Raw genomic sequence first — 15751 nt, forward strand, 5'->3', positions numbered from 1 at the left:
TCAACGAAACGTCCAATCCGGCATAGTACTTCATGGCTGCTCTCCTTAACGCTTCTTGTGGCTGGAACATCCAGACCACGTTCCAAAAGCTCGGAGAGTAGCCACCCTCAGCGCCGATTACCCCATCTCTGTGGTTGAATCCTTCGGTGGGGACGAACTCGTTCGCTAGCGGCTTGGGTAAGTCTTGGCGCTCAGACCTCCTCGAACCCCGGTCCCGGCACGCCCTTGATGTCACGGGGCTTGAGCGCCCGGCCGTCGGCACTGCGCGCACTCATCTCGGCGATGGGCTGGCCGCTGGCGCGCTCGACGAAGATCATGCGCCGGCCCTTTGGGTTGGGCTTGTAGCGGTCGCCCCAATGCGTCATCGAGAGCAGCACCGGCTGCAGATCGAGACCCTGGGGCGTTAGCAGGTATTCGTGCCGGCCGGTATCCAGCGGGCTTTTTTCCAAGATGCCCTCGTCCACCAGGCGCCCCAGCCGGGCCGTCAGGATGTTGCGGGCGATGCCCAGGTTCCGCTGGAACTCGTCGAAGCGCCGGGTGCCGAAAAAGGCATCGCGCAGGATCAGCAGCGTCCAGCGCTCGCCGATGATGTCGAGCGTCTGGGCCAGGGCGCAGTTCATGTCGTCGAAGGGCTTGAGTTTCACGGCCTTTCCCCGCGCTTGAGTTGCTTCACGCAACTGGAATTGTTATAGTCGATTTAGTTTCATGACGCAACTTAAGGGTTTCGCGACATGACACGGAACACACCCGGACCCAAGCCCGTGGCGCTGGTGGTGGGAGCCGGCGACTACATCGGCGCCGCCATTGCCAGGCGCTTTGCCGCCGGCGGATTCCAAGTTTGCTTGGGGCGGCGCAACGGCGACAAGCTGGCGCCGCTGGTCGACGAGATCGAGGCGGCCGGCGGCACGGCCCATCCCTTCGGCTTCGATGCCCGCCAGGAGGACCAGACCGAGGCTCTGTTCGCCCGCATCGAGGCCGATATCGGCCCCCTCGAGGTGGTCATCTTCAATGTCGGCGGCAACGTCTATTTCCCCATCCGCGAGACCACTTCGCGAGTTTTCCGCAAGGTTTGGGAGATGGCCACCTTCGCCGGCTTCCTCTCGGGGCGCGAGGCCGCCAAATACATGGTGCCGCGCGGCCGGGGCGCCATCTTCTTCACCGGCGCCACCGCCAGCCTGCGCGGCGGCATAGGTTTCTCCGCCTTCGCCGCCGGCAAGTTCGGTCTGCGCGCCCTGGCCCAGTCGATGGCCCGCGAATTGGGGCCCGAGAACATACACGTGGCGCATCTGGTGATCGATGCCGGCGTCGATACCCAATGGGTGCGTGAACGCATCAAGGACCGCGATGGCGAGGACGCCCTGGAAAATCTCCAACCCGACCAGCTCATCGACCCCGCCTCTATCGGCGAGGCTTATTGGCAGCTCTACCAGCAGCCACGTGACTGCTGGACCCACGAGCTCGACGTCCGCCCCTACATCGAGAATTGGTAGTTTTCCCTCAGGTTAGCAAAGGATCCCCTAAATGAGTCTCCCCCCCGTATTTGCTCCGCTCCGCCTTCCCGTGGTGGCCGCGCCGCTTTTTATCATTTCCAATCCCGACCTGGTGATCGCCCAGTGCCAGGCCGGTATCGTCGGCTCCTTTCCCGCCCTCAACGCCCGGCCCATCGAGAAGCTCGACGAATGGCTGGGCCGGATCGGCGAGGAGCTGGGGCGCTACAACCAGGAACACCCCGACGCTCCCGCCGCGCCCTATGCCGTCAACCAGATCGTGCACAAATCCAACGACCGCCTGATGCAGGACCTGGACCTTTGCGTCAAACACGAGGTGCCGATCGTTATCACCTCGCTGGGTGCCCGGCCCGAGCTCAACGACGCCGTCCATTCCTACGGCGGCATCGTGCTGCACGACGTCATCAACGACCGCTTCGCCCACAAAGCGGTCGAGAAAGGTGCCGACGGCCTGATCACCGTGGCAGCCGGGGCCGGCGGCCACGGCGGCACGCTATCGCCTTTCGCCCTGGTGCAGGAGATCCGCGAATGGTTCGATGGGCCGTTGCTGTTGGCCGGCTCCATCGCCACCGGCTCGGCCATTCTGGCGGCCCAGGCCATGGGCGCCGATCTGGCCTACATCGGCTCACCCTTCGTGGCCACCGCCGAGGCCCGGGCCTCCCAGGTCTACAAGCAGATGATCGTCGACAGCACCATGGACGACATCGTCTATACCAACCTCTTCAGCGGCGTCCACGGCAACTACCTCAAGCCCTCGATCAAGGCGGCCGGCCTCGATCCCGACGATCTGCCGGAAAGCGATCCCTCGAAGATGAGCTTCGGCTCCGGCGGCAACGCCGCGGCCAAGGCCTGGAAGGACATCTGGAGCTGCGGCCAGGGCATTGGCGCCGTCAAGGACATCCCCCCGGCCGGCCAGCGGGTGGCCGAATTGGCGCAGCAGTACGACGAGGCCAAGGCCCGAATCGAAGCGCTCGGCTGAGCCTTATTCGTCCGGCAGATCGAAGGAATGGATATCGCCGTCGGGCTTGCCGAAGTACCAGCCCTGGCCGAGATCCACGCCGCATTCGGAGAGAAACTTGGCCAGCGGCTCGTCCTCGACCATCTCGGCGATGGTCTCGATACCGGTCTGCTTGCAGAGCGTCGCCATCGAGGCCAGGAAGGCCTTGCCCTTGTCCGTGGCGTAGGCCCGCTTGACCACGGGGCCGTCGAATTTCACGGTGTCGATGTCGAAGCTGTTGAGATAATCGAAGCTGGCGGCGCCGGCGCCGAAATCGTCGAGCGAGACCTTGTAGCCCTTGGTGCGCAAGCCCTGGATGGTGATGTTGGTGCCCTCGAGATCCTCGATGCCGGCCGATTCGGTGATCTCGAACATCAGTCTGTCGCTGATGTCGCCGACCCTGTCGAGGAGGTCATGGAGCTTGGCGATGAAATCCGGATCGACGATGGAGTTGCCCGAGACGTTGACCGCGATGGAGGGGATCTTGCGCGGCTGCTCCTTGATGAACTGGATGGCCTTCTTGGCCACGGCATAGTCGAAGTCGGGGATGATGCCGACCTCTTCGGCCATGGTGATGAGCTCGTAAGGGGATGCCGTGCCGTCGCCGCCGCGAAAGCGCGTCAGTGCTTCGAAGTGGTGGATGACGCCGGTCTTGAGGTCGCATATGGGCATGTAGACCAGATCGAAGTGCCCGGTGCTGCAGACCCGCTTGAAGGAGGCCACCATTTTTGCCGTCTCGTGGACGCGCCGTTGCAGCATGCCGTCGAGGCTGTTGCCGCCGCCGACGTTGGCCGGATCCTTGCTGAACTCGCGCATGGTGTAAACCAGCGCCCGGGTCATCTCGGCCTCGCTGAGCGCCGAGACGTCGGCATCCACTGTCGTCGACTGGGTAGTGAGGCCGACGCCGTCGGGATCGAGGTCGGCGGTTGAGGCGGCGATTTCCTGGCTGATCATTTCCGGCGTCACGTCCTCGCCGTGGACCAGGCTGAAGTTTTCGTCGTCGATGCGGCCGGCGGTGTCCTTGCCCAGCGAGTGTTCTTTGATGATGGTGCCGATGGTGGCCATCATGGTTTCCTGGTTTTCGCTGGTTAGCTTGCCTTTCAGCTCCTCCATGTTGTCGATCTTGATCATCGAGACCTTGGGCTTGCCACCGGCCGCCTGGTAGGACTTGATGCGGTCGGCGGCGACGCTGGCGAAGGATCCCTCGCTCAACACGTCGGCGGCCTCGTCGCGGTCTTCGGCCCGGCGCTGCTGTATCGGTACACGCCTGGGCGCCACTTTCACGGCCAGGAAGAAATGGTCGTCGAAATCGGGGGTGCGATAGCCCGAGAGGGAAACCTCGGTAACCGTTTCGTTGGCGAGGGCCATGCGGGCCGAAGGCTCGTCGATGCGGCCGCTGGAGACGGTGACGTTGAGAAGCTCGGCGATGAGGTCGCGGTCACGTTCGTCGATGAAGGGCAGGAAGGGCTGGCCCATCAGATCCGCCGGGCCGACGCCCAGCAGCCTGTCGGTGGCGCCGACCGAGAAGACGATCTTGTGTTCGCGGTCGAGCTCGAACAGCATGTCGGCCCAGCAAAACGCCATGCCGGCAAAGCGCATGGTCATCATGGCCTTGTCGTTCATTGCCGCCGCCGGGGAAACGCTATGGACATCGTGGTGCGATTTGCCTCCTGCCGGCGATGTTAGAGCAAGAACTCTCCGCGTGCATGGCTTGAGTCGGGGGTGGGACCGCCTATGCTAGGAAAATATCCGCAACCGGAGCAGGGCCATGACCGAACACGAGGAAATTGCCGCCGCATTGCAGCTCTATTTCGATGGGCTATACGAGGGCGATCTGGAGGAATTCGGGCGTATCTTCCACGAGAACTCCCATCTCTACTTCCATGCCGACGGCGTCGTCAACGACTGGCCGCGCCAGGACTACTTCGAGCGCATCGCCCGGCGGGACTCTCCAGCCAGCCAGAATCTGGCACGGCGCGACCGCATCGTCTTCATCGACGTCTCCGATGACGGCACGGCCTATGCCAAGGTCGAATGCCAGATGCCGCCGCGCTATTTCACCGATTATCTGACGCTGCTGCGCGACGGCGGTCAGTGGCGCATCATTTCCAAGACCTTCAGCGCCGTGGTGCGCGAGGACTAACCATGACCTTCGCCTGCGCGACACCGGTCGAGAGCGAGGCCGATCTCGAGGCGCTGGAGCGCCAATCTTTCGCCGAGGCGGCCGCTGTGCGCAGTACCTACGAGATCCTGGAACGCAGCGCCCGGGCCCACCCCGACGGCGTGGCCATCAGCTTCCTGCCCACGGGCGAGGTCGAGGCCGAGGCGGTGCGCATTACCTACAGACAGCTTTTTGCCCGCGTCACCCAGGCGGCCAACATGTTCCATGCCCTGGGCGTCGGCCCCAAGGACGCCGTCTCGTTCCTGCTGCCGCTGCTGCCGCAAGGCCATTTCACCTTCTGGGGAGCCTGCACGGCCGGCATCGTCAATCCCATCAATTTCCTCCTCTCAGCGGAGAACGTGGCCGATCTGATGAACGCCGCCGGGGCCAAAGTGGTGGTGGCGCTGGGGCCCCATCCGGCACTCGACATCTGGCAGAAGATCGAAGCCATCCGCGATCAGGTGCCCAGCCTCGAGGCCGTACTCACCGTCGGCCAGCCGGTCGAGGGCGAGGGCATATTCGATTTCGACACCCTGTTAGCCGAACAGCCCGCCGACCACTTGGTCAGCGGCCGCGATATCCAGTCCGAAGACGTCGCCGCCTATTTCCACACCGGCGGCACCACCGGGGCGCCCAAGCTGGCCCAACACCTGCAACGCAACCACGTCTACACCGCCTGGGCCAGCCCGCGGATGTACGGCCTCAACGAGGAGACCCGGGTGATCAACGGCCTGCCGCTGTTTCACGTCGCCGGGCCGCTGAATTTCGGTATCGCGGTGCTGGGCGCCGGCGGCGAGATCATCCTGCCCAGTCCGGCCGGTATGCGTAACCCGGACATCGTGGCCAACCACTGGAAACTGGTGGAAAAGTACCGCCCCAACTTCATCGGCGGCATTCCCACTTCGCTGGCCGCCATCCTCAACGTGCCGGTGGGCGAGAGCGATATCAGCTCGGTCAGCTGCTGCATGACCGGCGGCGCGCCGCTGCCGCGCGAGATGGCGCGCAGCTTCGAGGAACGCTTCGGCGTGCCCATCCACGAGGTCTACGGCATGACCGAGTGTTCCGGCGTCATCGCCATCACGCCCACCAGCCGGCCGCGCAAGCCGGGCTATTCGGGTCTGCGGCTGCCGCACGAGCGGATCGAGGTGCGCGCCATGAACAGCGACGGCAGCGTGGGCCATGCCCTGGCGGCCGGGGAGAGCGGTGTGGTCGTGATCAGCGGGCCGCACGTCTTCGCCGGCTACCGCAGCACCGAGCACAACGCCGGCGTCTTCACCGACGACGGCTGGCTGATCAGCGGCGATCTCGGCCACCTCGACGACGAGGGATTCCTGGCCATTACCGGCCGGGCCAAGGATCTGATCATACGCGGCGGCCACAACATCGACCCCTCGATCATCGAACAGGCGCTGGACGGTCATCCGGCGGTCGAAATGTGCGCCGCCGTGGGCATGCCGGACGCCTACGCCGGCGAGTTGCCGGTGGCCTACGTGACCCTCAATCCCGGCGCCGCGGCGACGGCCGAAGAGCTCGACGACTACCTGGCCGAACGCATCTCCGAACGCCCGGCCAAGCCCAAGGCCATCTTCATCGTCGACCAGTTGCCGCTGACCGCGATCGCCAAGATCTTCAAGCCCGAGCTGCGCCAGGACGCCGCCCGGCGGGTTTTTTCCGCGCTTCTGCAGCCCTTGTCTGGCGACGGCTTCGAGGTCGAAGTCGAGGTCGGCCATGAGAAGAAACGCGGGATGGTGGCGACTATCAAGCTGGCCGGTGGCGAGGAGGCCGGCCGTCCTGCCGCCGAGGCCCAGGTAGCAGAGGTCTTCGTCGACTTCGCGGTGCCTCACGACGTCATTTGGAAGTAGCGCCGTGGCCGCCAACCTCATCGACATGAGCGGCCGTGTGGTGCTGATCACCGGCGGCAGCCGTGGCCTGGGGCGGGCCATGGCGCTGGGATTCGCCGAGGCCGGGGCCGACCTCGCCATCGCCAGCCGCAAGCTCGAGTCTTGCCAGGCCACGGCCGCCGAAATCGAGGCGCTGGGCCGCCAGGCTTTTGTCCAGGCCTGCCACGTGGGTTACTGGGACCAGATCGATGCCTTGGTCGAGGCCGTCTACGGCCACTACGGCAAGGTCGACGTGCTGATCAACAACGCCGGCATGTCGCCCCATTACGACCGCCCCGTGGACATCAGCGAGGCGCTCTACGACAAGGTGCTGGAAGTCAACCTCAAGGGGGCCTTCCGGGCCTGCGCCAACGTCGGCCAGCGCATGTTGGAAGCCGGTGGCGGTGCCATCATCAACATCTCCAGCGCCGCCGCCATCCGGCCGCGCAAGGACATCATCACCTATGCCGCCGCCAAGGCCGGCCTCAATGCCATGACCGAAGCCTTCGCCGACGCCTACGGGCCCAGCGTGCGGGTCAACGCCATCATGCCTGGGCCGTTCCTGACCGACATCTCCAAGGCCTGGGACATGGCGGCCTTCGCCGAACGTGCCCGCACCTCGATCGCGCTGGGCCGCGGCGGCCAGGCCGAGGAGATCGTCGGCGCGGCGCTTTATCTGGCTTCCGACCAGGCCAGCTACACCACCGCGGCGATCCTCAAGATCGACGGCGGATCGCTTTAGGGGCCCTAAACCAAAGGTCTAAAAGCCCCAAATACCCTCGTGGTTGATTGTTTTCAGGCGCCTGCAGGCCGATCTTCCGGCTCATGCACGGGCCAATTCACATTTTCGCAACATTGCGCCAATCCCTGGTCTGGGACCTGCCGACCAGGCTCTTTCATTGGGGCCTGGTGGCTTGCGTCGCCATCGCCGCCGGAAGCGGTTTCCTGGCCCCCGAATGGTGGCTGGACTGGCATGCCGTGGCCGGCTACGGCGTCGGGATATTGCTTGCCTTCCGCCTGGCCTGGGGGTTCGTCGGCGGTCGCTACAGCCGGTTCGCCGCGCTGATCCTGGCGCCCGGCCGTCTCGTTCGCCACCTGCGTCAGGTTGCGGCGAGGCGGCCGCAACACAGCGTCGGCCACGATCCCGCCGGCAGCTGGATGATTCTAGCGCTGTTGGCGCTGTTGGGCGCGATCGTCGTCAGCGGATTGATCGCCCTGGGCGGGCAGGAGGGCCAAGGCCCGCTGGCGTTTCTGCTTTCGTTCGCGGCCGGCCGGGTGGCCATGACCTGGCACGAGGTTCTGGCCTTTTTGCTGCTGGCGGCCGTCGGGCTGCATGTCTCGGGGGTATTGTTCGAGAGCCGCCTGTCCAAGGTTCCGCTGGTGGCCGCCATGATCCACGGTCGCAAACGGGTGGCGGCGGAAGACGCCGACCCGGGCGGCCCGCGTGCCCGGCGCGGGGCGCTGGTTTTCGCCACCGCGGCCGGTTTGCTACTGGCCGGCGGCGGCCTGCTTGCCGGGCTGCCGGCCAGCGGCTGGCAACCGCTGGCCACGCCCGAGCGCTACGCCGGCGAATGCGGCGATTGCCACCACGCCCACCATCCCAGCCTGAGGACGGCAGCCGACTGGCGGCAACTGATGGCCGGCCTGGAGGACCATTTCGGCGAGGACGCCAGCCTCGATCCGGCCGATGTGGCCGGGATCGGCGGCTTCCTCGTGGCCAACGCCGCCGAGCGCTTCGATACCGAGGCTGCCAACCTGATGGGAGGCGCCCGCGCAGACAGCATCACCAGCGGCGCGGCCTGGAAGGCACGCCATGAAGGCCTGACTGATGCGCTGTTCAAATCCAAACCCGTGGGCTCGCCGGCCAACTGCGACGCCTGCCACCGCGATGCCGCCGGCGGCCGTTTCGCCGACAGCGCCATCGAACTTCCCAAGGAGAATGTGAAATGATCAGGAAATCCGCGGTCCGGATTGTGGCCGGGGCCGTTCTGGCCCTGGTTCCGAGTGGCTCTGCCGTGCTGGCTGGCGCTGCCCTGGACAGCGCCTTGACCCAGTACCGCGAGCAGAGCGGCCAGGACTTCTCGGCCGATCGGGGCCGCGCCTTCTTTCTCGCCCGCCCCGGCAGCGGCAAGGCCGAGACGCCATCGTGCACCTCGTGCCACGGCTCCTCGCCGCTGGCGGGCGGCCAGACCCGGGCCGGCAAGCCCATCGAGCCGATGGCGCTGTCGCAGACCCCGGAGCGCTACGCCGAGGCCAAAAAACGGGAAAAGTGGTTCCGGCGCAACTGCAAGAGCGTGCTGGGCCGGGCCTGCAGTGCCCAGGAGAAGGGCGATTTCCTCACCTTCATGCGTAGCCAATAGGGAGATATGAAATGACTGCCAAGACGTATATTCTTGCCGCCGCCGCGCTGGTCCTGTGGTCCGCCAGTGCAGGGGCGGACGAGCGCTATCGGCCGGTCAGCGACGAACGGGTGCGCCGGCTCTGTGGCGAATGCCACATGGTTTTCCAGCCCCAAATGCTGCCCAAACGCTCGTGGCACAAACTGATGGACGGCCTGGCCGATCACTTCGGCGAGGATGCCAGTCTGGAACCCGGCGAAAGCGCCCATATCCGCGGCTATCTAGTGGCCCACGCCGCCGATGCCCGCTGGCTGGACGGGCGTTTTATGCGCGGCATCGCGGACAACGTCACGCCGCTGCGTATCAGCGAGACGCCGCACTGGCTGCACGAACACGACAAGGAGCTTTCGCCCAGCGCCTACGACGACCCCAAGGTCAAGTCCAAGGCCAACTGCCCGGCCTGCCACCGGCGCGCCGCGGAGGGCGATTACGATGACGACTAGGAATTCCCGATAGCGCCAAGAATCGCCGGGCATCGGTCGGGAATTTGTGCTCAGCTAGCGCCTGATGGCAGGCTACGGGCAGGGCAGGCGGGGTAACTGGCGGGCAACGGTGTTGCTGCTGGCGCTGCTGGTCGTGGCATTTTGCGAGGTCTTCCTGGTCATCGACGTGATGGCCGACATCTTCTACATCGACATCGCCACGCCTTGGCTCGATCACGACATCATCGAATTGGTGGCGGTCGTCGCGCTGGGGGCCTCGCTCATCGTCTTGAGCCTCGAGTTGCGCCGCCTGCTGCGCGAACGCCGCCGCTTCGAAGCCACGTTGAAGGCAGCCTCGGGCGAGCTTTTCCAGGTCATCACGGCCAAGTTCGACGACTGGGGCCTGACGGCATCGGAACGCGACATCGCGCTTTTGCTCATCAAGGGCCTGGCGCTGCAGGAAATCGCCGACCTGCGGGCCACCCGGCCGGGCACCGTCAAGAGCCAGTCGAACGCCGTCTATCGCAAGGCCGGCGTCAGCGGTCGCCACGAGCTGGTGGCTTATTTCGTCGAGGATCTGCTGGCCGGCGAGCAGTTGATCGTGGAGCCGGCGCAGGATGCTTGACGCCGTGGGCACGGCCGGACCAAGCTCCGGGATTCGCTCCGCCTCCCGCCCCACCCCGAAAATTCGCGTATGAACCCTGCCGCAAATCTCCCCGTGCCAGAACCGCCCCGGCCGCCCTGGCGCATCGGCGTCGACGTCGGCGGCACCTTCACCGACATGGTATTGCGCGACGCCGGCGGGCGTTTGTTTGTCTTCAAGGTGCCGTCCGTGCCCGAGGATCCGGGCCAGGGCGTGCTCGACGACCTCAAGCTGGCGGCCGAGGCCTTCGATTTGGGGCTGGGCAAGCTGTTGGGCGGTTGCGAGCTGTTCGTGCACGGCTCGACCATGGCCACCAACACCATCATCGAGCGGCAGGGCGCCCGGGTCGGGCTGTTGACCAGCCAGGGGTTTCGCGATTCGCTGGAAATCCGGCGCGGCATGCGCGAGGACCAGTGGGACCACCGAAGGCCCTTTCCCGAGGTGCTGGTGCCCAGATATTTGCGCTTGCCCATAGGCGGCCGGCTGGACCGCGACGGCGCCGAAGTGGCGCCGCTGGTGGAAGCGGACGTGGCAAAGGCGCTGGCGGTCTTCGCCGAGGAGGGGGTCGAGGCGATCGCCGTCTGCCTCATCAATAGCTGCCTCGAAACGGGCCATGAGAGGCGCTGCGGCGAGCTGCTGGCCGAGGCCTGGGCCGGCGACTGGGTGTCGCTCTCGCACCAGATCGTGCCCCTGATGGGCGAATACGAGCGCACCTCGACGACCGTGATGAATGCCTACCTGGCGCCACGTGTGGTGGGTTACCTGCGCCGCCTCAACGACAAGCTCTTGGACTTGGGGCTCGGTCACCCCATCCTGCTGGTGCAGTCGAACGGCGGTGCCGTGTCGGTCGACCAGGTGGCGGCCCGGCCGGTCAACCTGGTGCTGTCGGGCCCGGCCGCCGGGGTGGGGGCGCTGAACCACTACCGGCGCACGGTGGGGTCCAGGAACCTGATCTGCATGGAAATCGGTGGCACCAGTTGCGATGTCACGCTGATGGGCGAGGGCGCCATCGCCCTCACCGACCAGTTGCGCATCGAGGGCTACGACCTGGCGACGCCGGCCATCGACATCCAGACGGCGGGAGCGGGCGGCGGCACCATTGCCGGCGTCGACGGCGCCGGCATGCTGACGCTGGGGCCCCAGGGCGCCGGTGCCCGGCCGGGACCGGCGTGCTATGGCTTTGGCGGCCGGCAAGCCACCGTTACCGATGCCCAATTGCTGCTGGGCCGCCTGCGCTCGGGCAGCTATGCCGGCGGCGCCATCAGCCTGGACGAGGATCTCGCCCGCCAGGCCATGGAGGCGGTAGCCCAGCCCCTGGGTATCGGCGTCGAGGAAACCGCCATCGGGGTGATCCGGCTGTTGGAACAGAATCTGCTGCACGTGGTCGAGAAGATCTCCATCGAGCGCGGCCACGACCCGGCCCGCTTCGTGCTGGTGGCGGCCGGCGGGGCGGGGCCCATGCACGGCGCCGCGGTGGCCCGGGCGCTGGGCTGTGGGCAGGTCTACGTGCCGCGCCAGGCCGGCGCCTTCTGCGCTTTCGGCATGCTGCATTCCGACGTGCGCCACGACTATTTGCAGGTGCTGGTGGATGACCTCGATGCCGTGGCGGGCGAACGCTTGGAAGCGGTGTTTGGCGATCTCGAATCCCGGGCCGAGCCGGTTCTCGAATCCGAGGGTTTCGGGCCCCAGTCCCGCCACCTGCAACGGCAACTCGATCTCCGCTACCGCAGCCAGCAATGGTCGATCCGGGTCGATGTGGAGATGCCAGGGGGGGAATCGGGCTTCGATGCGGCGGCCGTGCGCCGCGCTTTCGAGGTCGAGCACGAACGCCAGTACGGCCACATCCAGCCAGAGGGCGGTATCGACGTCACGGCGCTGAGGTTGGTGGCGCGGGGATTGATCGAGCTCTCGGAGCCCGAACCCCTGGCCCAGGCCGGCGCGCTGCCCGAGCCCGAGAGCCGCATGGTCTACCAGGACGGCGAGACCGGCTGGCTCGAGACGCCGGTCTATGCCGGAGCCGGCCTTGGCCCCGGCCATCGGCTGCAGGGGCCGTTGTTGATCGAGGAACCGACCACGACCGTGGTGGTGGGCCCCGACGACAGCCTCGAGGTGGACGATTTCGGCAACTTCGCGATTACGCTGGGGGCCCGGCCATGAGCCTCGATCCCATCCAGCTGGCCCTGGTGCAGAACCGCCTCGACCACGTCTCGCGGCAGATGGGCTGGGTCATGACGCGCACGGCGCGCAGCCCCATCTTCAACCAGAGCCACGACTTTTCCTGCTTCATCACCGACCCCGCCGGCACCCTGGTCAGCCAGGCCGACGGAATTCCTATTCATACGGGCGGCGGCGGCTTTGCCGTGCGGGCGCTGTTGGCGGCGTTCGAGGATGATATTGGCGAGGGCGACGTCTTTTTGCTCAATGATCCCTACGTGGCCGGCGGCAACCATTTGCCGGACTGGGTTATCGCCCGGCCCATCTTCGTCGACCGGACGCTGGTGGGGTTCTGCTGCAACCGGGCGCACCAGTCCGACATCGGCGGCGGTGCCGCCGGCACCTATAACGCCGAGGCCACCGAGATCTTCCATGAAGGCGTCCGCCTGCCGCCGCTCAAGCTGATCGAGGCCGGGCGCATCCGCCAGGACCTGTGGAACCTGTTGCTCCTCAACAGCCGCACGCCCGACCTGCAGGATGGCGACCTGCGCGCCATGGTGGGCTCGACGCGCATCGGTGGCGAACGCGTGGCGGATCTGATCGCCGAGCTCGGCGTCGAAGCCGGGTTGGCCTACTTCGAGGGCATTCTCGACCATGCCGACCGGCGCTTCCGGGCCGCGCTTGCGGAACTCCCCGACGGCCGCTACCAGGCCACCGAGGTCATCGACAACGATTGTTTCGAGTTTCGCGACATAACCATATGCCTGGCCCTGACGGTTGCCAATGACACGGTGCACGTCGACTTCACGGGCAGCGACGGTCAGATCCTGGGCTTCAAGAATTCCTCGCTGGCCAACACCTATTCGGCCGTCTACATGGCGCTGGCGTCCTATTTCGAGCCCGATCTTCCGCGCAACGAGGGTACCTTTCGCGGCGTCGAGATCACCGCGCCCGAGGGCTCGATCGTCAATCCCCGGCCGCCGGCACCGGTCACCATGTGCACCGTCTTCGTGGCCCACGAAATCGTGCATGCGGTGTGGAAGGCCTTGGCCGAGGCCGATCCGGTCCGCAGTTGCGCCGGCTGAGCCAAGTCGATCCACAGCGTCACGGCCGGCGGCATCGGCACGGCGCGGCCCTTCGTGCTCTACCACTGGCACGCCATGCCGGGCGGCGGGGCGACGGGGAACCGCGACGGCTTCAATACCATCGGCCACCTGATCGCCCTGGGCGGTTTGCATCTGCCCAATGCCGAGACCTACGAGCAGGTCTACCCCATCCGGATCGAGCGACAGGAATTCCGCTGCGACGGCGGCGGGCCGGGCGAGTTCCGCGGCGGCAGCGGCATCGACTACCAGGCCCGGGTACTGGCGGCCGGCGAACACACGTTTCGCGGCGAGGGCGTCGGTGCGCCTTCGGGCTTCGGCATTGCCGGCGGCCAGGCCGGCCTGGGCGGCTCGATCACCGTTTACCCCGAAGGCCAGGCCGATTTCGAGGCCCCCAAGTACGGCAAACGCAACCTGCCGCCGGTCCAGATTGCCGCCGTCTCGCCCGGTGGCGGCGGCTGGGGTGATCCCTTGCGCCGCGATCCCGAGCACGTTCTACGCGATGTTCGCGACGGTCTGGTCAGCGCCGCGGCGGCGCGCCAGGTCTACGGCGTCGTGCTCGACGTGGCCGGCCGCCAGGTCGACAATGACGCCACCATCGACCTCAGAATCCGCCTGTCCCAAGAACGAGGTGAGACGCCATGAGCACTACCGTGACCAGCGAATTCGCCGACGCCATCGCCACCATCACCCTGAACGGGCCCGACGAGATGAACGTGCTGTCGATCGAGCGCGCCCGCGACTTGGCCCGGGCCGTGACGCTTGCGGCCCTTGACCCGGAGGTGCGCTGCGTCGTGCTGCAGGGTGCCGGCGGCAATTTCTGCGCCGGAGCCGACGTCAAGTGGATGCTCTCCAAATTCGAGCTCTCGGATGCCGAGCGGCGTTTCGGTGCCAAACAAATCCTCAACGACCTGCACCAGACGACCCGCACGCTGCGCACCATGGCCAAGCCCGTAATCGCCAGCGTCGAGGGTGCGGCGGCCGGCGGCGGGTTCAGCATCGTGATGGGCTGCGATATGATCGTGGCCGCGGAAAACGCAGTATTTACAATGGCGTACAGTAACCTTGGCCTTTGTCCCGATGCCTCCGGCAGCTATTCGCTGCCGCGCCTGGTGGGGGTGCGCAAGGCCATCGAGCTGGCCTTCCTGGGCGAACCCATCGGCGCCCGCGAGGCCCTCGAGTTGGGCATCGTCAATCGCCTCGTGGCGGATGCCGAACTGGCCACCGAGACCGCCGCCCTGGCCGGCCGGCTGGCCGCCGGCGCCACTTACGCCTACGGCAAGACCAAGATGCTCTACTACCGTTCGTTGGCGTCGTCCTATGAGGAACAGCTCGAAGCCGAGGGCGATGCCGTCACCGACTGCATGATCTCGGAGGATTTTCGCGAGGCCGTGCAGGCCTTCGTGGAAAAGCGCCCGCGCATGTTTGTCGGACGCTGAGGGCCGTGACCGGCTGAGAAATGCGGGCTAAAGTGCCCCCGGAAAATCCAGCGAGGCGAAAGATGTCCGAATCCCTGGCCCAGGCCGCACAGTCCCCTGGCGGCCCAAGCGACAAGATCGCTTCCGTCGAGGCCATCGTCGATGGCCTGGGCAGCGTCGGCTACATCGCCTCGCAGCAGATCGCCACGGCGCTTTTCGTCGCCGAGCACCTGCAGAAGCCGATCCTGGTCGAAGGCTCGGCCGGGGTGGGCAAGACAGAACTGGCGCTCTCGGCGGCGGCCTGGCTGGAGCTGCCACTGATCCGCATGCAGTGCTACGAAGGCCTCGACGAATCCAAGGCGCTATACGAATGGAAGTACGGCAAGCAGTTGCTGTACACCCAAATCCTCAAGGACAAGGTGGGTGGCACCCTGGCCGATGCCCCCGACCTCGATGCCGCCATGGCCCGGCTGCACGGCTTTGGCGATCTGTTTTTCTCGGAGCAGTTTCTCGAGCCCCGGCCGCTCTTGAAGGCGTTGCGCCAAGAGGGCGGCGCGGTGCTGTTGATCGACGAGGTCGACAAGTCCGACGAGGAGTTCGAGGCCTTTTTGCTGGAAGTGCTGTCGGCCTTCCAGGTCTCGATCCCCGAGATCGGCACCGTCGTCGCCACCGTGCCGCCGCTGGTCTTTCTCACCTCCAACAACGTGCGCGAAATGGGCGATGCCCTGAAGCGGCGCTGTCTGCACCTGCACATTCCGCTACCCGATGCCCGCCTCGAACAACGCATCGTGGCCTCGCGGGTGCCCGACATCGAGGCGCGGCTCAACCGCCAGCTGGTCGAGTTCGTACAGTTGCTCAGGGCCGAGGAACTCAAGAAACTGCCCTCGATCTCCGAGACCATCGACTGGGCCCGGGTGCTGCTGCTGCTGCATGCCGAGGCCCTGGAGATCGGCCTGGTGCGCGACACCATGAACGTGCTGCTGAAATTCGAACAAGACATCGCCGCCATGGCGCCCCGTGTTCCGGAGATGGTGCGCAAGACGGCGGAGCACTTGCCGGGCTGAGC

14 protein-coding genes and 1 pseudogene are annotated in these 15751 nt (G+C 66.1%); 13 read left to right on the forward strand and 2 right to left on the reverse strand.

Going from position 1 to position 15751, the window contains the following annotated elements; translation table 11 throughout:
- Positions 1-191: 191 nt before the first annotated feature.
- Positions 192-644, reverse strand: coding sequence for a helix-turn-helix domain-containing protein (locus tag QGG75_02800; GenBank protein ID MDP6066176.1), 453 nt, complete (start codon positions 642-644; stop codon positions 192-194).
- Positions 645-731: 87 nt separating this feature from the next.
- Here QGG75_02800 and QGG75_02805 point away from each other — a divergent pair, with 87 nt between their 5' ends.
- A complete protein-coding gene (locus QGG75_02805) occupies positions 732-1490 on the forward strand; it encodes an SDR family oxidoreductase (GenBank protein ID MDP6066177.1) in 759 nt (252 codons plus the stop codon).
- 31 nt (positions 1491-1521) lie between these two features.
- On the forward strand, positions 1522-2487 hold the full coding sequence (locus QGG75_02810) for a nitronate monooxygenase family protein (GenBank protein MDP6066178.1): 966 nt from the start codon (positions 1522-1524) through the stop codon (positions 2485-2487).
- A 3-nt stretch (positions 2488-2490) separates the two neighbouring features.
- On the opposite strand, the gene QGG75_02815 is transcribed toward QGG75_02810, so the two are convergent.
- Positions 2491-4128, reverse strand: coding sequence for an EAL domain-containing protein (locus QGG75_02815; GenBank protein ID MDP6066179.1), 1638 nt, complete (start codon positions 4126-4128; stop codon positions 2491-2493).
- Positions 4129-4273: 145 nt separating this feature from the next.
- On the opposite strand from QGG75_02815, the gene QGG75_02820 reads away from it, so the two are divergent.
- The 11 genes and pseudogenes from QGG75_02820 to QGG75_02870 all read left to right on the forward strand — a co-directional run bounded on the left by QGG75_02820 (position 4274) and on the right by QGG75_02870 (position 15749).
- Positions 4274-4648: a nuclear transport factor 2 family protein gene (locus QGG75_02820; GenBank protein MDP6066180.1), complete on the forward strand. Its 375-nt coding sequence runs from the start codon at positions 4274-4276 to the stop codon at positions 4646-4648.
- 2 nt (positions 4649-4650) lie between these two features.
- Positions 4651-6528 (forward strand): acyl-CoA synthetase, encoded by a 1878-nt coding sequence (locus tag QGG75_02825; protein ID MDP6066181.1) that lies wholly within the window; start codon positions 4651-4653, stop codon positions 6526-6528.
- 25 nt (positions 6529-6553) lie between these two features.
- Positions 6554-7288, forward strand: a complete 735-nt coding sequence (locus QGG75_02830) for a glucose 1-dehydrogenase (GenBank protein MDP6066182.1) — start codon at positions 6554-6556, stop codon at positions 7286-7288.
- Between the two features lie 113 nt (positions 7289-7401).
- On the forward strand, positions 7402-8496 hold the full coding sequence (locus tag QGG75_02835; protein MDP6066183.1) for a cytochrome b/b6 domain-containing protein: 1095 nt from the start codon (positions 7402-7404) through the stop codon (positions 8494-8496).
- Positions 8493-8906, forward strand: a complete 414-nt coding sequence (locus QGG75_02840; GenBank protein MDP6066184.1) for a DUF1924 domain-containing protein — start codon at positions 8493-8495, stop codon at positions 8904-8906. Before QGG75_02835 ends, QGG75_02840 begins: the two co-directional genes overlap by 4 nt.
- Before the next feature lie 11 nt (positions 8907-8917).
- On the forward strand, positions 8918-9388 hold the full coding sequence (locus tag QGG75_02845; GenBank protein MDP6066185.1) for a diheme cytochrome c: 471 nt from the start codon (positions 8918-8920) through the stop codon (positions 9386-9388).
- Positions 9389-9452: 64 nt separating this feature from the next.
- Positions 9453-9992, forward strand: a complete 540-nt coding sequence (locus QGG75_02850; protein MDP6066186.1) for a helix-turn-helix transcriptional regulator — start codon at positions 9453-9455, stop codon at positions 9990-9992.
- A gap of 93 nt (positions 9993-10085) precedes the next feature.
- The gene (locus QGG75_02855; GenBank protein ID MDP6066187.1) at positions 10086-12167 is read left to right on the forward strand and encodes a hydantoinase/oxoprolinase family protein; all 2082 of its coding nucleotides are present in this window, start codon (positions 10086-10088) and stop codon (positions 12165-12167) included.
- Positions 12164-13912 (forward strand): annotated as a pseudogene (locus QGG75_02860) (hydantoinase B/oxoprolinase family protein). Before QGG75_02855 ends, QGG75_02860 begins: the two are co-directional and overlap by 4 nt.
- Entirely contained in the window at positions 13909-14706 is a 798-nt protein-coding gene (locus QGG75_02865; protein MDP6066188.1) for an enoyl-CoA hydratase-related protein, read from the forward strand. The pseudogene QGG75_02860 and the gene QGG75_02865 overlap by 4 nt, the downstream one beginning before the upstream one ends.
- A gap of 62 nt (positions 14707-14768) precedes the next feature.
- Positions 14769-15749 (forward strand): MoxR family ATPase, encoded by a 981-nt coding sequence (locus QGG75_02870; protein MDP6066189.1) that lies wholly within the window; start codon positions 14769-14771, stop codon positions 15747-15749.
- The last annotated feature ends 2 nt before the right edge of the window (positions 15750-15751 follow it).

The organism is Alphaproteobacteria bacterium, assembly GCA_030740435.1.
Taxonomy (GTDB): domain Bacteria; phylum Pseudomonadota; class Alphaproteobacteria; order UBA2966; family UBA2966.